This window comes from Roseateles sp. GW821-FHT03B02 (assembly GCF_059421025.1).
This window is the reverse complement of sequence record NZ_JBWKUV010000003.1, coordinates 50,265-68,185: the sequence shown is the minus strand read 5'-3', so window position 1 is coordinate 68,185 and position 17,921 is coordinate 50,265. Positions and strand designations below refer to the sequence as shown.

Annotated in this window: 19 protein-coding genes; 11 read left to right on the top strand and 8 right to left on the bottom strand. The window is 71.1% G+C overall.

From position 1 onward, the window contains the following. Positions 1 to 12: 12 nt before the first annotated feature. Positions 13 to 969 carry a PEP-CTERM sorting domain-containing protein gene (locus AC07VX_RS10095; protein WP_493164587.1) on the bottom strand — a complete coding sequence of 319 codons (957 nt, stop codon included), beginning with the start codon at positions 967 to 969 and terminating at the stop codon, positions 13 to 15. Between the two features lie 186 nt (positions 970 to 1,155). Between AC07VX_RS10095 and aceK the strand changes: the two genes are divergently transcribed. After that, complete coding sequence (gene aceK, locus AC07VX_RS10090; RefSeq protein WP_493164586.1) at positions 1,156 to 2,922, top strand: bifunctional isocitrate dehydrogenase kinase/phosphatase; 1,767 nt, start codon at positions 1,156 to 1,158, stop codon at positions 2,920 to 2,922. Here the strand turns inward: aceK and AC07VX_RS10085 are convergent. After that, on the bottom strand, positions 2,913 to 3,281 hold the full coding sequence (locus tag AC07VX_RS10085) for a VOC family protein (protein ID WP_493164585.1): 369 nt from the start codon (positions 3,279 to 3,281) through the stop codon (positions 2,913 to 2,915). The genes aceK and AC07VX_RS10085 overlap by 10 nt on opposite strands. Positions 3,282 to 3,400: 119 nt before the next feature. Between AC07VX_RS10085 and AC07VX_RS10080 the strand changes: the two genes are divergently transcribed. After that, positions 3,401 to 3,643: a DUF3297 family protein gene (locus AC07VX_RS10080; RefSeq protein WP_493164584.1), complete on the top strand. Its 243-nt coding sequence runs from the start codon at positions 3,401 to 3,403 to the stop codon at positions 3,641 to 3,643. Here the strand turns inward: AC07VX_RS10080 and AC07VX_RS10075 are convergent. Together AC07VX_RS10075 and AC07VX_RS10070 are read right to left on the bottom strand one after the other, a co-directional pair. Further along, complete coding sequence (locus AC07VX_RS10075; RefSeq protein ID WP_493164583.1) at positions 3,634 to 4,020, bottom strand: hypothetical protein; 387 nt, start codon at positions 4,018 to 4,020, stop codon at positions 3,634 to 3,636. The two genes, AC07VX_RS10080 and AC07VX_RS10075, sit on opposite strands and share 10 nt — an antisense overlap. Further along, a complete protein-coding gene (locus AC07VX_RS10070; RefSeq protein ID WP_493164582.1) occupies positions 4,017 to 5,366 on the bottom strand; it encodes a cytochrome P450 in 1,350 nt (449 codons plus the stop codon). The genes AC07VX_RS10075 and AC07VX_RS10070 overlap by 4 nt, the downstream gene beginning before the upstream one ends. Before the next feature lie 59 nt (positions 5,367 to 5,425). On the opposite strand from AC07VX_RS10070, the gene AC07VX_RS10065 reads away from it, so the two are divergent. The 6 genes from AC07VX_RS10065 to AC07VX_RS10040 all read left to right on the top strand — a co-directional run bounded on the left by AC07VX_RS10065 (position 5,426) and on the right by AC07VX_RS10040 (position 10,836). Beyond that, positions 5,426 to 6,283, top strand: a complete 858-nt coding sequence (locus tag AC07VX_RS10065; RefSeq protein WP_493164581.1) for a helix-turn-helix domain-containing protein — start codon at positions 5,426 to 5,428, stop codon at positions 6,281 to 6,283. 21 nt (positions 6,284 to 6,304) lie between these two features. Beyond that, on the top strand, positions 6,305 to 7,111 hold the full coding sequence (locus AC07VX_RS10060; RefSeq protein ID WP_493164580.1) for a hypothetical protein: 807 nt from the start codon (positions 6,305 to 6,307) through the stop codon (positions 7,109 to 7,111). Positions 7,112 to 7,159: 48 nt separating this feature from the next. Then, on the top strand, positions 7,160 to 8,338 hold the full coding sequence (locus tag AC07VX_RS10055) for an acetyl-CoA C-acyltransferase (RefSeq protein ID WP_493164579.1): 1,179 nt from the start codon (positions 7,160 to 7,162) through the stop codon (positions 8,336 to 8,338). A 3-nt stretch (positions 8,339 to 8,341) separates the two neighbouring features. Then, positions 8,342 to 8,974, top strand: a complete 633-nt coding sequence (locus tag AC07VX_RS10050) for a LysE family translocator (RefSeq protein ID WP_493164578.1) — start codon at positions 8,342 to 8,344, stop codon at positions 8,972 to 8,974. Beyond that, positions 8,971 to 9,636, top strand: coding sequence for an SDR family oxidoreductase (locus AC07VX_RS10045; RefSeq protein WP_493164577.1), 666 nt, complete (start codon positions 8,971 to 8,973; stop codon positions 9,634 to 9,636). Before AC07VX_RS10050 ends, AC07VX_RS10045 begins: the two co-directional genes overlap by 4 nt. Positions 9,637 to 9,699: 63 nt before the next feature. Next, a complete protein-coding gene (locus tag AC07VX_RS10040; protein ID WP_493164576.1) occupies positions 9,700 to 10,836 on the top strand; it encodes an acyl-CoA dehydrogenase family protein in 1,137 nt (378 codons plus the stop codon). 21 nt (positions 10,837 to 10,857) lie between these two features. Here AC07VX_RS10040 and AC07VX_RS10035 read toward each other — a convergent pair whose 3' ends face one another. Beyond that, positions 10,858 to 11,436, bottom strand: a complete 579-nt coding sequence (locus AC07VX_RS10035) for a GNAT family N-acetyltransferase (protein WP_493164575.1) — start codon at positions 11,434 to 11,436, stop codon at positions 10,858 to 10,860. A gap of 310 nt (positions 11,437 to 11,746) precedes the next feature. Then, a complete protein-coding gene (locus AC07VX_RS10030; RefSeq protein WP_493164574.1) occupies positions 11,747 to 12,679 on the bottom strand; it encodes a lactate/malate family dehydrogenase in 933 nt (310 codons plus the stop codon). A 136-nt stretch (positions 12,680 to 12,815) separates the two neighbouring features. Here AC07VX_RS10030 and AC07VX_RS10025 point away from each other — a divergent pair, with 136 nt between their 5' ends. Together AC07VX_RS10025 and AC07VX_RS10020 are read left to right on the top strand one after the other, a co-directional pair. Next, positions 12,816 to 13,745: an ABC transporter ATP-binding protein gene (locus AC07VX_RS10025; protein ID WP_493164573.1), complete on the top strand. Its 930-nt coding sequence runs from the start codon at positions 12,816 to 12,818 to the stop codon at positions 13,743 to 13,745. Between the two features lie 4 nt (positions 13,746 to 13,749). After that, entirely contained in the window at positions 13,750 to 15,036 is a 1,287-nt protein-coding gene (locus tag AC07VX_RS10020; protein ID WP_493164572.1) for an ABC transporter permease, read from the top strand. A gap of 105 nt (positions 15,037 to 15,141) precedes the next feature. On the opposite strand, the gene lepB is transcribed toward AC07VX_RS10020, so the two are convergent. Further along, positions 15,142 to 15,828 (bottom strand): signal peptidase I, encoded by a 687-nt coding sequence (gene lepB / locus AC07VX_RS10015; protein WP_493164571.1) that lies wholly within the window; start codon positions 15,826 to 15,828, stop codon positions 15,142 to 15,144. Between the two features lie 268 nt (positions 15,829 to 16,096). Between lepB and AC07VX_RS10010 the strand changes: the two genes are divergently transcribed. Beyond that, complete coding sequence (locus AC07VX_RS10010; protein ID WP_493164570.1) at positions 16,097 to 16,525, top strand: SET domain-containing protein-lysine N-methyltransferase; 429 nt, start codon at positions 16,097 to 16,099, stop codon at positions 16,523 to 16,525. Here AC07VX_RS10010 and dacB read toward each other — a convergent pair. Further along, positions 16,522 to 17,907: a D-alanyl-D-alanine carboxypeptidase/D-alanyl-D-alanine endopeptidase gene (gene dacB, locus AC07VX_RS10005; RefSeq protein ID WP_493164569.1), complete on the bottom strand. Its 1,386-nt coding sequence runs from the start codon at positions 17,905 to 17,907 to the stop codon at positions 16,522 to 16,524. The genes AC07VX_RS10010 and dacB overlap by 4 nt on opposite strands. Between the last annotated feature and the right edge of the window lie 14 nt (positions 17,908 to 17,921).

The following is a 17,921-nucleotide window of genomic DNA, read 5'->3' as shown; positions in this document are numbered from 1 at the left end:
CGCCTCGGGATTTCAGCGCTGGCTGCTGCGGCGGATCCGCAGGCCGATGGTCGACAGGCCGAGCCCCAGCATCAGCCAGGTCGTGGGTTCGGGCACGGGAATCAGTTCGGCATAGCCGGTGACGGCGGCCAGATCCCGGCCGCCGCTCAGCGTGAACTGGGTCTGGAATTCCCAGTAGTCGTAGCTGCCGGTGCCGCCGCTCGTGGCGGCAAAGGTGCCATATGTCGTCGAACCGGCGGTGGCGGTGCTCAGGCCGGTGCCGACGCCGACGCCTGCATTGGCCTGCGCCGTGTTGCCCTGGCCCAGCCAGACCTGCTGCACCTTGTTGCCGTTGGCCACCGTCGTGCCGAGGGCCAGGCCGGGCGTGCCGGCGTTCGTCACGTTGTTCAGCGCGCCGCTGATGTCGGCATAGATCGAGTACGCGCCGGCAACGCTGGGCACCAGGCTCTCGCCCTGGGTGTAGGTGTAGGTCTGGGTCGCGCTGGTGTTGTTGCGGACCGCGAAGCCATAGCTCATGTCGGGGTCGACATTGCCGGCGGCGTAGAAGCTGAAGCTGCTGCGCCAGGGGTTGGTGCCATTGGCGGTGTCGGTGCCCACGCTGCCATCGGCGCGCAGCCAGCTGTGCCATTTGATGACCGTCTGCGGCGTGAAGGTCTGGCCCTGGCTGTTGACGACGGTGACGGGGACCGCCGCGTCGTTGGCGCCAGCGCTCCACAGCCCCTGGGCGTCGCTGATGCCGCCGGCCGCGATCTGCGTGTTGACGACGAGGCTGCCCGTGGCCGGGTCGATGCTCAGCAGCGGCGCGAAGTCCAGGTTCCAGCTGAAGCCGGCGCTGTCGGCGATCGTCAGCCGGCCGCTGGCCGAGCCGCTGGCCGAGCCGGCCTGGGCGGACAGGGTGGTGAGCAGGGCAAGGGCGGCGCCGGCAAGGGGCAGCAGCGCGGCACGCGGGGGGCGGGCAGGGCGAGTCATGGCATCTCCTGGGGGGTGACGGGGATGGCGTCACTATGCGCAGCCATGAAGTCAGAATGCCGCTCGCCCCCGCGCTCCACCCCCGGCCGATCAGACTATGCTGTGTGAACGCTGGCGCACCGGCTGCGCCGACCGGCCCAGGGCAGGCTTCGGCCGCCCGCCTCGCTTGGCTCTACACGCCCGCCGATGACCGCGCCCCTGTTCCCCCATAAGCTCACCGACGCCCGCGCCTTCGAGATCGCCCAGGCCCTGCTCGGCGGCTTCGACCGCCACTACAAGCTCTTCCGCGCCACCTCCGCCCAAGCCAAGGGCCGCTTCGAGCGCGGCGACTGGGCCGGCCAGCAGCGTGCCCAGGCCTTGCGCATCGAGTTCTACGACGCCCGCGTGGCTGAGGCCAGCGCGCTGCTGGAAGCACGCTTCGCGGCGTCTGCGCTGCCGATGGACGTCTGGCAGCAGGTCAAGCTGCACTACATCGGCCTGCTGACCAACCATCACCAGCCCGAACTCGCCGAGACCTTCTTCAACTCGGTGTGCACGCGCATCCTGCACCACGCCTATTTCCACAACGACTTCATCTTCGTGCGGCCGGCCATCTCGACCGAGTACATCGAGAACGACGAGCCCGCCGCGCGGCCCACCTACCGCGCCTACTACCCCAGGCCGGCCACGCTGCGCGACACGATCAAGCGCGTCATCACCAACTTCCAGCTCGACGGCGAGTTCGTCGACCTGGCCCGCGACGCCGAGCGCGTGCTGGCCGCCGTGCAGCGCCAGCTCGGCGACTTCCGCTGGCGCGCCAACTTCCAGCTGCAGGTGCTGGCGAGCCTGTTCTTCCGCAACAAGGGCGCCTACGTCGTCGGCAAGATCATCAACGGCTTCACCGAGACGCCGTTCGCCCTGCCCATCCTGCGCCGCGAGAGCGATGGCCGCTTCTACATCGACGCGGCCCTCTTCGGCGAGGACGACATGGCCGTGCTGTTCAGCTTCGCGCGCGCCTACTTTCTCGTCGACATGGAAGTGCCCAGCGCCTATGTGCAGTTCCTGCGCTCACTGATGCCGCGCAAGCCGCGCTCCGAGATCTACTCGGCCCTGGGCCTGCAGAAGCAGGGCAAGAGCCTGTTCTACCGCGACTTCCTCGCCCATCTGCGCCACTCCGGCGACCGCTTTCGCATCGCGCCCGGCATCAAGGGCATGGTGATGCTGGTGTTCGACCTGCCGAGCTTTCCCTTCGTCTTCAAGGTCATCAAGGACTTCTACCCGCCGCAGAAGGACACCACGCGCGAACTCATCCAGGGCAAATACCTGCTCGTGAAGACCCACGACCGCGTCGGCCGCATGGCCGACACGCTGGAGTACACCCGCGTCGCCTTCCCGCGCCACCGCTTCGAGGAGCAGTTGATCGCGGAGCTCAGGCACTTCTGCCCCAGCCTGCTCGAGGAGAACGGCGACGACCTCGTCATCCGCCACCTCTACATCGAGCGCCGCATGGTGCCGCTGAACATCTACCTGCAGGACGCGACGCCCGAGCAGGTCGAGCGTGTCGTCATCGAGTACGGCAACGCCATCAAGGATCTCGCCGCCGCCAACATCTTCCCCGGCGACATGCTGTGGAAGAACTTCGGCGTGACCCGCCACGGCAAGGTCGTGTTCTACGACTACGACGAGATCGAATACCTCACCGACTGCAACTTCCGCCGCGTGCCCGAGCCGCGCAACGAGGAGGAGGAGATGTCAGGAGAGGTCTGGTATGCGGTCGCGCCGCGCGACGTCTTCCCCGAGACTTTCGGCCCCTTCCTGCTCGGCAACCCGCAGGTGCGCGCATGCTTCATGCGGTACCACGCCGACCTGCTGGATGCGGACTTCTGGAGCGGCCACAAGACCCGCATCCTGGCCGGTCAGGTGCACGATGTATTTCCCTACGACGCCGCGCGGCGGTTCGTGGCTCAGCCCTGAGTTGGCCTGAACACCCGCACCCGATGCCCATCCGGGTCGGCCGTCACGGCCGTGAAGCCGAAATCCATCGCCGTGGGAGCCTGCAGCACGGGCCAGCCCGAGGCCTTCCAGGCCGCGACGGCGGCCTGGACCTCGCTGTCGGTGCCAACCGTGATGCCGATCTCGGCACCGCCGCCGCGATGCGGTCCGGCGGGCTGCACATCGTGCGCCGCCCAGAGCCCGAGCATGGTCTTGTCGTTGAGCGCGAACATCGCGAAGTTGGCACTCTGCTCCACCGGCTCGCGGCCCAGCAGGGAGCGATAGAACAGCACGCTCTCCGCGGGGCTGTGCACGTAGAGGATCAGGCAGTCGGGTTGCATGGCGGTCTCCTGTCTTGGGTGAATGGCCGCATGCTCGGCGCCCGCTGTGACAGCGCGTGTCAGCAGTGGCTGCCGCGCCGCCGCGACAATGCGAGGTTCCAGTTTTCTCGCACCCGACCATGTCCGATACCCGCCCCGAATTGCCCGACCACCTCAGCGTCGACCCACGCAGCCCCCATCACGTCGCCGCCGTGTTCGAGCACGACATCGGCATCCGCTTCAACGGCAAGGAGCGCAGCGACGTCGAGGAGTACTGCATCAGCGAGGGCTGGATCAAGGTGCCCGCCGGCAAGACGCTGGACCGCAAGGGCCGGCCGCTGTGCATCAAGCTCAAGGGCCAGGTCGAGGCCTTCTACCGCTGAGACATCAGCACCAGCGCGGCCGCCGCGAGTAGTGCGAGCCAGGCCGGATGGCGGCCGCGGTTGCTCCACAGCACCAGGCCGGCGCCGGCCAGCAGCGTCGTCGCGATGACGGCCTCGACAACCCCGCCCGATGCCGCGCGGGCGGCCGGGCCGGCCAGCCACAGCAGCAGGGCGGCCAGCGCCCAGGCCAGCACCGTCACGAGATGCCAGCTCGCCCACAGGATGCGGGTCTGGAAGCCGCGCAGCACCGGTGCTCCGCCGCTGGGCACGATGTCGCCGCGGCGCAGCGCGCTGAAGATCCTGCGCTCGCCCAGCCAGGAGTGCACGAGGCCGATGACGAAGACCAGGGCGGCGGCGCCGACGAGCCAGGCGTTCATGCGCGTGCCCTCAGTTGCAGGCGAAGCCCGCCCTCCGGCCGCAGCGTCACGGCCATGCGCGGCCTGGGCGCTTCGTGGCCGACCGGGCTCAGCGCAAAGCGCTGCAGCAGCAGCGCCGCGATCAGCGTCATTTCCAGCATCGCGAAATGCTGGCCCAGGCAGACCCGCGGCCCCAGGCCGAAGGGGATGTAGGCGCCGCGCGGGATCTCGTCCGGCGCGCCGGGCAGGAAGCGCTCGGGCCGGAAGGCCAGCGGGTCGGGCCACCAGCGCGCATCGCGGTGCAGCTGCCAGGGCGTCACGCGCACCAGCGTGCGCGCGGGCAGGCGCACGCCGGCCAGCGTGATCTCGCGCGTGAGCCGCCGCGTCAGCATCGCGGCCACCGGCGGGTACAGGCGCATGGCCTCCTTCAGCGTGGCCGACAGGAAGGGCAGGGCGCCCGCGTCGTCGGCCGTCGGCACGCGGCCGGCCAGCACGGCGTCCACCTCGGCGCGGGCGCGGGCCTGGGCTCCGGGGTGGGCCGCCAGCAGCCAGCTCCACCACAGCAGTGCCGTGGCGCTGGTCTCGTGGCCGGCCTGGAAGCTGACCATGCACTGGTCGTAGACCTCGCGCGGCGACAGCGCCGCGCCGGTCGCGTCGTCGCGCAGGGCCATCAGCATGCCGAGCAGGTCGGCCTTGTCTTCGCTGCCGGCGCGCCGGGCATCGATGTGGCCGGCCAGCAGCCCGTGCATCAGCCGGTTGGCGCGGCGCTTGGCGGCCTTGCCGGGCAGCGGCAGCCAGTCGGGCAGCGTGATGGGCCAGAACATCTCGGCCAGGGCCGTCTCGCTGAGCACCTGCACCGCCTGGGCGGCGGCGGCCGTGTCCGTGCCGATGGGCGTGCTGAACAGCGTGCGCGAAATAACGTCCATCGTCAGGTGGCTGAACAGCGTGTCCATCGCGACCTCGCCGTCGCGCACGCCACCCAGCCCCTGGACGGCGGCCTCGGTCATCAGCACGGCATAGCCGGCCACGCGCTTCGGTGTGAAGGCCTGCATCAGCATGCGGCGCTGGCGCTGCCAGGTGGCGCCTTCAGTGACGAGGACGGACTGGCCCATCAGCTCGGCGAAGACCTCGGGCCCGCGCTCCCAGCGGATCAGCGCGTCCGCGTGCTCGACCATGACCTCGCGCAGCAGCTCGGGGTCGAAGACGTCGACGCCGCGCTCGCCGAGGATGCGCTGGCCGACGAGGTCGCCCAGCGGCTGCTGGGCGGCGATGACGGCGAGGTAGTCGCGCCGCATCGCGGCGAGCACGGGCAGGCCCCACCAGCGGTCGGGGTGGCTCGGCAGATCGTTCCAGGTTAGGGTCGTCATGGGCCTTGATGCTGCGCCCGCGGCCCGGCGCGGTCTTGAACGAATGCGACACTGACCGCATGGACGACGCAGCGACCCGCCTCTGGCTGCCGCCGCTGGCGCTGGCCGGCTGCGTGCGCGGCGTGATGCTGCGCGACACGCGCGGCCGCGCGCTCGGTGCGGCGCAGCGCGAGAACTACTTTCCCGCCACGCCGCTGGTGACGCTGTTCTGGTGGGCCGAGGGCAGCAGCGAATGGCTGGCCACGCCCGGCTTCTCCACGCCGCCGCCTGAGCGCCGCCACGCGCCCGTGCTGTTCGGCGGGCCGTTCACGCTGCCCACGCACACCCGCAATCCGGGCGGGATGGCGGCCTTCAAGCTGCTGATGCTGCCCGACGCCTTCACCGCGCTGACCGGCGTGGCGCTGGACCGTCAGGTGAACCAGGTCGTCGACGCCCGCGAGGTGCTGCCGCCCGACTGGCGGGTCTGGGCCGAGGCCATGTCCGCTGCGGCAGACGACGCGGGCCGGCTGCGGCTGCTGGAAGACTTCCTGCTGCCGCGCTGGCAGGCTCTGGGCACGCAGCGCCCCGGCCACCGCTATGCCGACTGGACCGAGGCCCTGGCCGTGCGCGCCGCCACCAGCGCCGCCGGCCGCAGCCTGCGCCAGCTGGAGCGCCGCATCAAGGCCTGGGCGGGTCTGCCGATGCGGGAGCTGCGTGCCGTGTCGCGCGCCGAGAGCGCCTTCTACGCGGTGGCGGCCGCCGAAGCCGGGGCCGGCGGCGCGGGCGTCAACTGGGCCGAGATCGCCGCCGACAACGACTACGCAGACCAGAGCCACCTCTGCCGCGAGACGCGCCGCCTGACCGGCTTCAGCCCCGAGGAACTGCGCCGCCGCATCCAGGCCGAGGAGGCCTTCTGGGCCTACCGGCTGTGGCGTTGACTGCCCCCCTAAACTCGGCACATGCCGCGCTGGTTGCTCCCGATCCTGTTCCTGGCCCTGTTCGGGCAGGCGGCGTGGGCGGCTGACCCGGGCTGCCCGAAGAGCGTGCGCATCGGCTTCAACGATACGGCCTCGCCGCCGATGCTGATGGGCCATGGCGAGCGCTTCGAAGACCCGCCGGGCTGGCAGGTCGTGGCGATGCGCGAGACGCTCAAGCGCCTGGACTGCGCAGGCAGCGCCGAGCTGGTGCGTCTGCCGGCACGCCGCCTCAGCGTCCTGCTGTCCCAGGGCCAACTGGACGTTGCGCTGCTGTACGGCGTCACGCCCGAGCGCCTGCGCACGATGCGCTTTCCCCGCGATGCCCAGGGCCAGCCCGATGTGGCCTGGGCACCGGTGTTCGGCCGCCTGGTGCTGTTCGGCCGCCCCGGCACGCCCGCGCAGCCGGCCTGGGACGGGCAACAGCTGCCGCCGGGTTGGCGCGTAGGCGTCATGGCCGGGTCGGTGCAGGAGGCGTTCGCGCGCAGCCGCGGCTGGGCGGTCGAGCCCATCACGGCGCTGGATTTCGGCATGCAGATGCTGAACGCCAAGCGCTTCGACCTGCTGCTCACCAGCCGCGAGGCCCTGCCTCCCGAACAGCGTGCCGGCCTGGTGGAGTGGGCCACGGCGACCCGGCTGCCTTTCTTCGCGCCGGCGTCGGTCGATTTCGCGCAACGTCACCCTGGCTGGATACGCTCGTTCTGGAATGAGTTCTGCCGCGCGGTGCGGCGCCTGGAGCCGGAAGTCCGCCCGGTGGAGTGCGGCATCGTGCCGTCGGGCGTCGCACGCTGACGCGCCGCGCCACAATTCCGGTTTCGAGTTACCAACGGAGTACAGATCATGTCCGACGCAGTAGTCATCGTCTCTGCCGCCCGCACGCCCATCGGCGGCCTGCTGGGTGATTTCGCCGGCCTCGCGGGCTGGGAACTGGGTGCCATCGCCATCAAGGCGGCCGTCGAACGCGCCGGTGTGCCGGGCGACGCCATCGACGAGGTGCTGATGGGCAACTGCCTGATGGCCGGCCAGGGCCAGGCCCCCGCCCGCCAGGCGCTGCGCCGCGCCGGCCTGCCCGACTCGGCCGGCGCCGTCACGCTGAGCAAGATGTGCGGCTCGGGCATGCGCGCCATGATGTTCGCTCACGACATGCTGGCCGCCGGCTCGGCCGAGGTCATGGTGGCCGGTGGCATGGAGAGCATGACCAACGCGCCCCACCTGATGTTCGCGCGCAAGGGCATCAAGTACGGCGCCAGCGCCGTCTACGACCACATGGCCATCGACGGCCTGGAAGACGCCTACGAGCGCGGCAAGGCCATGGGCGTGTTCGCCGAGCAGTGCGTGGCCAAGTACGCCTTCAGCCGCGAGGCCATGGACCAGTACGCCATCACCTCCACCCAGCGCGCCAAGGCCGCCAACGAGAGTGGCTCCTTCGACTGGGAAATGGCGCCGGTGACGCTCAGCAGCCCCAAGGGCGACACGGTCATCAAGTACGACGAGCAGCCCTTCAAGGCCAAGCTCGACAAGATCCCCGGCCTCAAGCCGGCGTTCAAGAAGGACGGCGCGATCACGGCCGCCACCTCGTCCAGCATCTCCGACGGCGCCGCCGCGCTGGTGCTGATGCGCGAGAGCACGGCCAAGGCGCGCGGCCTCGCTCCGCTGGCCCGCATCGTCAGCCACTCGGTGCACGCCCAGGCGCCGGACTGGTTCACGACGGCCCCGGTCGGCGCCATCCAGAAGGCCCTGGCCAAGGCCGGCTGGCAGGCCGGCGACGTCGACCTGTGGGAAGTGAACGAGGCCTTCGCCGCCGTCACGATGGCGGCCATGGCCGAGTTCAAGCTGCCGCACGAGATCGTCAACGTCAACGGTGGCGCGGTGGCCCTGGGCCACCCCATCGGCGCCAGCGGTGCGCGCATCGTCGTCACGCTGCTGGGCGCGCTGAAGGCCCGCGGCCTCAAGAAGGGCATGGCGGCGCTGTGCATCGGCGGCGGTGAAGCCACGGCCCTGGCCGTCGAGATGCTCTAAACCATGCTCGGCACCCACGACCTGGCGTTGTTTGCCGCGACGGTGTTCGTGCTGAACGCGACGCCCGGTGTGGACATGGCCTACACCGTGGCCAGCACGCTGCGCGGTGGCTGGCGCCAGGGCGTGGCTGCGGCAGTTGGCATCATGGCCGGCTGCGTGCTGCACACCTTGGCAGCGGCCTTCGGCCTGGCGGCGCTGCTGGCCACGTCGGCCGAGGCGTTCACGGTCGTCAAGCTGGTGGGCGCGGCCTATTTGCTCTACGTCGCCTTCGGCATGGCCCGCGCAGGGCTGCGGCCTGCGGCGGCGGCCTCGGCCGAGGTCAGTGCGCCGCCCTCGCTGTGGCGCACCGCGCGGCAGGGATTCTTCACGAATGCCTTGAACCCGAAGGTGGCGTTGTTCTTCCTGGCGCTGCTGCCGCAGTTCATCTTGGCGGATGCGCCGGAAAAGACGCTGGCCTTCCTCTTCCTGGGCGCCTGGTTCATCGCGCAGGGCCTGCTGTTCCTGCTGGCGCTGATCGCGCTGGTGGCGCCGCTGCGCCGCAGCCGGCCGCGGCCCTGGGTGGGGCGCGGCCTCAACCTCGGCGGTGCCGGACTCTTCACCTTGCTGGCGGCCAAGCTGGCGCTCACCAAGCCATGAATGTCCTCATCATCGGCGCCTCGCGCGGGCTGGGGCTGGAGTTCGTGCGCCAGTACCGTGCGGCCGGCGCGCGCGTCATCGCCACGGCGCGTGACGAGGCCGGCCGCGCGCGCATCGCCGAGCTCGGCGCCAAGCCGCTGACGCTGGACGTGGCGAGCGCGGCCAGCGTGTCGGGCCTGGCCTGGCAGGTCGACGGCGAGGCCTTCGACGTCGTCGTCATCAACGCCGGTGTCTTCGGCCCGCGTGCCGGCGCGCTGGAGGCGCCGGCGCAGGACGACTTCGACCTCGTCATGCGCACCAACGTGCTGGGCCCGATGCGGCTGCTGCCGCAGGTGGCCGAGGCACTGGCGCCCGATGCGCGCCTGGCCATCGTCTCCTCGCGCATGGGCTCCATCGGCCTGCGCGCCGGCACCAGCGGCTGGCTCTACCGGGCGTCGAAAGCGGCGGTGAATTCGGTGATGAAGGACGCATCGCTGGCCCTGGCGGGCAAGGCCACCGTCATCAGCTTCCACCCCGGCTGGGTGCGCACCGACATGGGCGGCGGCAGCGCCGACATCGACGCCCCGACCAGCATCGCCGGCATGCGCACCGTGCTTGCCAGCGTTAAACCGGCGGACACGGGCAGCTTCTTCAACTACGACGGGCAGCGGCTGGCCTGGTAGCCGGCGCCGGCAGGGGCGGTCGACAATGGCCCCATCCCCAATGTTTGTCGGAAAGCGCCACCCATGCTCCTCCCCGAAGACCACCTCGCCGTACAAGACGCCATCCGCGCCTTCGTGCAGGCCGAGATCGCCCCCCACGCCGCGGCCTGGGACAAGAATCATCACTTCCCTGCCGAACAGCTCAAGGGCCTGGCCGCCCTGGGCTGCTATGGCGTGGCCGTGCCCACCGAATGGGACGGCGCCGGCCTGGACTACCTGGCCCTGGCCGTCATCCTCGAAGAGATCGCCGCGGGCGACGGCGGCACCAGCACGGTGGTCAGCGTCAACAACTGCCCGGTCTGCTCCATCCTGATGGCTTTTGCCAACGACGAGCAGAAGCAGCGCTTCCTGAAGCCGCTGGCGCGCGGCGACATGCTGGGCGCCTTCTGCCTGACCGAGCCCCATGTCGGCTCCGAGGCCGGTGGGCTGAAGACCACGGCCACCCGTGACGGCGACGCCTACGTGCTCAACGGCGTCAAGCAGTTCATCACCAGCGGCAAGCATGGCGACGTCGCCATCGTCATGGCGGTGACCGACAAGGCGGCCGGCAAGAAGGGCATCAGTGCCTTCGTCGTGCCGACCGACACGCCGGGCTACACGGTGGCGCGCATCGAGGAGAAGATGGGCCAGCACAGCAGCGACACGGCCCAGATCCTGTTCGAGAACTGCCGCGTGCCGGCTGCCAACCGCCTGGGCGAGGAAGGCCAGGGCCTGAAGATCGCGCTGTCGGGCCTGGAGGGCGGGCGCATCGGCATCGCGTCGCAGTCGGTGGGCATGGCCCGTGCGGCCTTCGAGGCGGCGCTGCGCTATAGCCGCGACCGGGTCACCTTCGGCGAGCCCATCTTCAACCACCAGGCGGTGCAGTTCAAGCTGGCCGACATGGCCACGCAGATCGAGGCCGCGCGCCAGCTGATCTGGCACGCTGCCAGTCTGAAGGACGCCGGCCGGTCCTGCCTGAAGGAGGCGGCCATGGCCAAGCTGTTCGCCAGCGAGATGGCCGAGCGCGTCTGCTCGGAGGCCATCCAGATCCACGGCGGCTATGGCTACCTCAGCGATTTCCCCGTCGAGCGCATCTACCGCGACGTGCGCGTGACGCAGATCTACGAGGGCACGAGCGAGGTGCAGAAGATCCTGATCGGCCGGGCGCTGGCCACGGCCTGACGCCGGCCGGCCTGCGCGCCCTCAGGGCAGCCGGGCGAACAGGTGCCGGCTGGCCACCAGCTGGTCGTTCTCGGTGGCGCGCTGGTGCTGGCAGGCGGGCCGTGCCTTGATCGGTCGCGTCATCAGCGTCAGTCGGTCGGCGAAGCCCTCGCAGACCAGGCCCTGCGTCCTGGTGCGAAAGCTGCAATGCCGCCAGAAGCCGATGGCGGCGCTGTTGGACTCCAGCACGGTGACGTACCAGTTGGCTATGCCGGGCCAGCGCCGCGCCTGCTTGCTCAGGCGCTCGACGATCTCGCAGCCGATGTGCTGTTGCTGAAGCTGCCCGGGCACCAGCAGCAGCAGCAAGGCTGCGCAGTCGCGGGTGGGCATATGCATCGCGACCTGCGCCAGCCCGATCGGCTCGTCGCGGTCGAAGGCGGCGAAGGTGTGGCGGTGCTCCGGCCTGCACTCCGGCGGAAAGCGCATCCACACGGGCTCGCTGGTGTCTGCGCTCGGCAGGCGCCCGAGGTTGCGCAGTTCGTAGTCGGGACTGGAAAGAAAGAGCGCCGACGCGATTTCACGGTCGGTGGCCGATTCGGGATTCAGGCGGCGAAGAAACATCAGGTGACGCGGGTACTGCAGTGCGAGAAGACTCGCCAGATTGCGTCAACGGAACGCGTCTCCGACGTAAGCAAAACGTAACGCCTGTAGCCCATTCCATCGATCCCTAACTTCGGGAGCAAGCAGACATTGTGAGGCGTGTTTTGACCTTGCAAATGGACTGCCGGACCGTGCTGTTCAAAACGCTGTTTTGGTGTCGGATGTCGATGAGGTCGACCGAAGCGGGTCCGGGGCCAATGGCGTTGGCTGAGGGCGCTGGCGCAGCGCCTGAACGCGCTGGCGCAGCGCCTGAACGCGCTGGTGGGGCGCTTCAGGGCGCGCTGAGCGCCGGCCCCAGCGACAGCCAGGCCCGTGCCAGCACGGTCGCCGATGCCGCCAGCGCCTGCCGCTCGGCCGTGTCCATCGCCGGCTCGACGACCTGCACCGCGCCGCCCGCCCCTACCAGCGTCGGCAGCGACAGCGCGACGCCCGCCACGCCGCAGGCTCCCGTCTGCATGCGGCTGACCGGCAGCAGCCGGCGCTCATCGCCCGCGATGCAGCCGATCAGTTCGGCCGTCACCAGGCCGATGGCATGGTTGGTGGCGCCCTTGCGCCGGATCACCTCGTAGGCCGCGCGGCGCACCTGGCTGGCCAGCTGTGCCTCTTCGTCTGCCCGCCAGCCGGGCCAGTCGCGCAGGGCCAGGCCGCTGACGCGGGCGCCGTCCCACAGCATCACCGACGAATCGCCATGCTCGCCCACCACCTGGGCATGGATGGACTGCGTCGACACCCCCAGCCGCGTGGCCAGCCGCTCGCGCAGCCGCGCCGTGTCCAGCAGCGTGCCGGTGCCGATGACGCGCTCGGGCGGCAGCCCGCCGGCCTCGGCGACGACACGGGTCAGAACGTCCACCGGGTTGGTCACGACGATGACGATGCCGCCAAAGCCCGCCAGCGCCTGCCCGACGCCGGCGGCGATGCGGGCGTTGTCGCGCAGCAGGTCCAGTCGGCTTTCGTCCGGGCGGCCGTTGCGGCCGGCAGCCAGCACGACGATGTCGGCCTCGCGCATCCGTTCCAGCGGCACGGCGTGCACCGCGCAGCGCGGATAGAAAGCCGCGCCGTCGGCCAGGTCCAGGGCCTCGCCCTCGGCCACGTCGCCGCGCTGGTCGTGCAGCCAGAGCTCGCGGGCATGCCCGGCCAGCAACGTGGAAAACGCGACGCTGGTGCCGACCCAGCCCGTGCCGATGATGCCGATGCGTGCCTTCATGCCGGCAGTATGGCGCGCCACCCACGCCCGTCGTTGTCGATTCGCGCCTCGTTCCGGCCATCCGTCGCACCGCCGCCCGCGCTCGCCAGGGGGGCGCCCTAGCATGCCGGCCAACTCGATCCAGGAGACAAGCGGCATGACGAACGAAGTGCTGGTGGCGCGCGGCCTGCGCAAGGCCTACGGCGACCGGGTGGCGGTGCAGGACGTGAGCCTGGCGCTGCGGCCAGGCGAGGTGCTGGGCCTGCTGGGCCCCAACGGCGCTGGCAAGTCGACGACGGTGGGCATGATCTGCGGCCTGACCGCGCCCGATGCCGGCGGCGTGACGCTGTCCGGCGGCTTGAGCCTCGCCTCCGACGAGGCCCGCTACAAGCGTCGCATCGGCCTGGTGCCGCAGGACATCGCGCTCTACGAGGACCTGCCGGCGCGCATGAACCTGGAACTGTGCGGCGCCCTCTACGGCATGGCGCCCGACCTCATCCGGCGCCGCGCCGACGAGGTGCTGGCCATGGTGGGCCTGAGCGAGCGCGCCCGCGACAGGCCCGCCACCTTCTCCGGCGGCATGAAGCGGCGCCTGAACATCGCCTGCGCGCTGATCCACGACCCCGACGTCATCGTGCTGGACGAGCCCACCGCCGGCGTCGACCCGCAGAGCCGCAATGCCATCTTCGACAACCTGGAGTTGCTCAAGGCGGCCGGCAAGGCGCTCGTCTACACGACGCACTACATGGAGGAGGCCGAGCGCCTGGCCGACCGCATCGTCATCATTGACCACGGCCGCGTCGTCGCCAGCGGCACCCAGGCCCAGCTGTTCGAGCTGCTGCCGGCAGCGCAGATGCTGCACGTCGAGATGGCCGGCGAGCCCGACGATGCCGCGCTGGCCGGCCTGCCCGGCGTGACCCGCGTGGGCCAGCGGCTGCAAGCCAGCGCGGGCGACCTGGCCCGCGACACCGGCCCCCTGCTCGCCGAGCTGTCACGGCGCGGCATCAAGGTCCGCGGCCTCGCCTCGGCGCGCGCCACGCTTGAAGACGTCTTCCTGGCCCTGACCGGCCGTCAACTCCGGGACTGAAGCCATGCAAGCCTTGCTCGCCCTCGTCCGTGCAGAAATCAAGCTGCATTTCTCCAACCGCCGCGCGGTGTTAATGAGCATCGTCGCTCCCATCCTCATCGCCGCCTTCTTCGGCAGCCTGTTCGGTGGCAGCAGCAAGATGGCGGGCATCCCCATCGGCGTCGTCGACCTCGACGCCAGCCCGCTGTCCCAGCGTGTCGTCGCCGCGCTGCAGGCCGAGGCCTCGCTGAAGACGACGGTCACGACCGAGGCCGACGCCATCGCCCAGGTGCGCGCGGGCAAGCTGCGCGCCGTCGCCATCCTGCCGCCCGGCCTCGGCAAGCAGGCCGGCGCCGCGATGTTCGGCGCGGTGCCCAAGCCCGAGATCCAGCTGCACTACGACCCCTCCCAGGCCAGCGCCCTGGCCGTCGTGCGCGGCCTGCTGGCGCAGACGCTGACGCAGGAGGTCAGCCGCTCGACCTTCAGCGCCAGCAGCCCCGTGCTGGCCGAGCTGAAGCAGCAGGTGGCGCAGGACACGGGCCTCGCACCCGAGCACCGCGCCGAGCTGGCGCGCATGTTCGACAGCATCGGCGCCGTGCAGAAGCGCGAGGCCGCGCAGGCCGCGTCGGCGCCGCAGGCCGGTGGGCTGTCCATGCCCTACGTGACGCGCGAGATCGAGGCCCTGCAGTCCGCTGCCAACGCCGCGCCGGTGGCCTACAACAGCTATGCCCACTCCTTTGCCGGCATGGGCGTGCAGTTCATCCTGATGAGCGGCGTGGAGCTGGCCCTCGGGTTGCTGATGATGCGCCGCCTGGGCCTGTGGAAGCGGCTTCGCGCCGCGCCGCTGTCCAAGGCCCAGCTGCTGGGCAGCCGCATCGCGGCCAGCGCGCTGATCTCGCTGATTGTCTTTGCCGTCATCTACGCCGTCGCCATCGCCGCCTTCGGCGTGCGCGTGCTGGGCAGCCCGGCGGGTTTCGCGCTGGTGCTGGTGTGCTTCGCGCTGCTGACGGCCAGCTTCGGCCTGCTCGTCGCGGCCCTGGGCCGCACGCCCGAGGCCACGCGGGGTCTGGCCATCCTGGCCACGTTGCTGATGGTCATGCTCGGCGGCGCTTGGGTGCCGGCCTTCGTCTTCCCGGAATGGTTGCAGACGTTGTCGCTGGCCGTGCCCACGCGCTGGGCGGTAGACGCGCTGGACGCGATGACCTGGCGTGGCCAGCCCTTCGCCGAGGCGCTGCTGCCGAGCGCGGTCATGCTGGGTTTCAGCCTGGTCTTGGGGCTGGTTGCGATCTGGCGCTTTCGCTGGGAAGAATGAGAAGGCTCGATGCTGTCTGCGGGCGCGCCGCACATTGAACGACGAGTGCTGCCACGGGTCGCGGGTCGACGACGGGCTTGGGGTGGTTGAAGAACATCGGCAGCATCAACGGATGGCCGACACCCAGCGCTCGAAGCGCGGCGCCAGGCGCCAGCCGTCCTCGCCCAGCCAGTCCGCCGCGACGAGGACATGGTGTGCCCGCCCGATCAGCTTCTCGCGTGGCACGGTGCCGATGAAGCGCGAGTCCTCGCTGTTGTCGCGGTTGTCGCCCAGCAGGAAGTACTGGCCCGCCGGCACGGTGATCTCGGCGAAGTCGCGCCGCGTCCGCAGCGAGGGCAGCAGCTGCACCGTGTGCGGGCGGCCGGGCAGGGCCTCGGTGGCGCGCACCGCGTCCACCACCCAGCCGGGCGCCACCGTTTCGCCGTGGGTCTGCGGGTCGGCATAGGCCAGCGGCTGGCCGTTGAGGATGAGCACGTCGCCCTGCATCGCCACGCGGTCGCCCGGCAGGCCCACGATGCGCTTGATGAGGCGGGTGCCGCCGGCCGGCGAGCTCAGCGTGACGACGTCGCCGCGCTGCGGCTCGGCAATGGGCAGCAGCACGAGGTCGGTCAGCGGCAGCTTGAGGTCGTAGGCCAGCCGGTTCACGAGCACGACGTCGCCCTCCAGCAGCGTCGGCCGCATGGACGCCGACGGGATGGGGTTCCAGTCGGCCACCGCGGTGCGCAGCAGCGCGAAGCTGAGCAGGAAGAGGAGTAAGCCGCGGTTGTCGCGGAGGGTGCGTCGGATGTCCATGGCCGCCATGCTGCGTCCGGTGCCGGGCGCCCGGCACGCCGGATGGGCGAACGGGAGGCCGGTGCGGGCGAGTGGCGGCCGGGGGCGGGCGAATGGCGGTCGCGGCATCGCCCCGTTCCTGGCCCATGCAGCTCGGCTGAACCGGGCCTGGGCCGCGTGATGGTCAGGGCCTTCGTCGCGACGTCGTTCGGGGATCCGGCGGCCAGCGTCAGACCGAGCCGTCGCCCGATAACTCGGCGCTGCCGGCGGCGGTAGCGACAATCGGCACATGACCGTTCATGCTCCCAGCGTCTACATCAAGCACACCGGCACCAGCAAGGGCCGCGGCGCCTTCGCCGCGCGTGCGCATGCCAAGGGCGAGGTCATCGAGGCCTGCCCGGTGGTGCTCTTCACTGGCTCCTACGCCTCGGTGCCCGGCGAGGTCCGCAAGCTGCTGTTCAACTGGGGCGTGCTGGCCGGCACCGACGCGGGCCACTGCCTGGCGCTGGGCTACGGCAGCATGTACAACCATGAGAACCCCGCGAACATGCGCTACGAGGCCGACGCCGAGGCCCGCCTGCTGCGCTTCGTCGCCATCCGCGACATCGCCGCCGACGAGGAGTTGACGGTCAACTACAACGCCGTCGGCGGCGGCCACGAGTCCACGCAGGACACCTGGTTCGAGGGCATGGGCGTGACGCCCTACGCGGCCGGCTAGGGCTGCGTCCTGGTTTCCGGTGCGTCCTGCGCCACCCACCTCAGCACCGCCTCCAGCACGCCCCGGCCCCCCTGGGCCTGCGGGTGGTTGATGACCGCCACCAGCACCCAGCGCCGGCCCGAGGGTGCGTCGACGATGCCGGCCAGCGCGACGACGTCGCGCAGCGAGCCCGTCTTGAGATGCGCCCGCCCGGCCGCCGCGCCGAAGCGCCCGGGCTGGCGGCTCAGCGTGCCGTCCAGCCCCGCCACCGGCAGCGAGGCCAGCAGCTCGGGCATCCAGGGCTGGCCCCAGGACCAGCGCAGCAGCGCGGCCAGCTGGGCGGGGCTCAGGCGCGTCTCGCGCGCCAGCCCTGAGCCGTTGACGAGGCGGGTGGGCGGCGTGGTGCCGGCGCGGGCGTCCAGCCAGGCCTGCAGCCAGCTCGCCGCCGAGGCAGGTGAAGGCGCGGCCACGCCGGCCGCGCGGGCCGTGCTGAGCAGCACCTGCTGGGCGATCAGGTTGCTGCTGCCCTTGTTCATGTCGCGCAGTGCTTCGGCCAGTGTCGGGCCGGGCCAGAACAGCGTGGGTGCGGCGAGCGGGGGTGGTGTGTCCACAACGGCCTCGCCGCGCCAGGCGATGCCGACGTCGCGCAGCAGCAGCGCCAGCAGCCGGGCCGGGTAGCTGGCCGGTTCGGGGTCGGCCAGCGTCCAGGTCTGCTCGCCGCAGGCGGCGGGAAAGCTGCCGGCAAAGCGCGGGCGCTGGCCCGGCGCCCATTGCAGCTTCAGCGCACCGCGCCAGTCGCCGCAGGGGGCGGTGGTGGCCGGCACGGCCTGAGGTGGGTCCAGCGGCGGGTCGGCGGTGATGCGGGCCTGCTGGCCGTCGATGCGGATGGTGTAGCTCACCGCCTTGGCGTTCAGCAGGAGCGCCTCGGGCTGGGCGTTGCCGACGCGCCAGGGCTCGCCGTCGAAGTCGCCGGGATCGGCGCTGCCGGCCGTGAAGGCGCTGTGATCCAGGTGCAGCGGGCCGCGCAATTCGGCCACGCCCAGACGCCGCAGGCCGGCCCACAGCCGCTCGGTGCTCAGCCGCGGGTCGCCGCTGCCCTGGATGGCCAGGCCGCCGTCCTCGGTCAGCCAGACGGGCGTCTGCCACTGCCAGGCCGGCCCCAGCGTGTCCAGGGCCGCCATGCTCGTGACGAGCTTGGTCAGCGAGGCCGGGTTCAGCGGCGTGGCCGCCTGCCAGGCCAGGCGCGGCCGGGGTTCATCCAGCGCCTGCACGACCAGCCCCAAGGCGGTCGGCGGCAGCTGGGCCTGGCGCAGCGCCACCTGCACCGACAGGGGCAGGGCGTCGGTCGCCTGGGCGCCCAGCCCCCACCCCCCCAACAGCCATGCCAGAGCCCATTTGTGCATGACCCGAAAGTTAC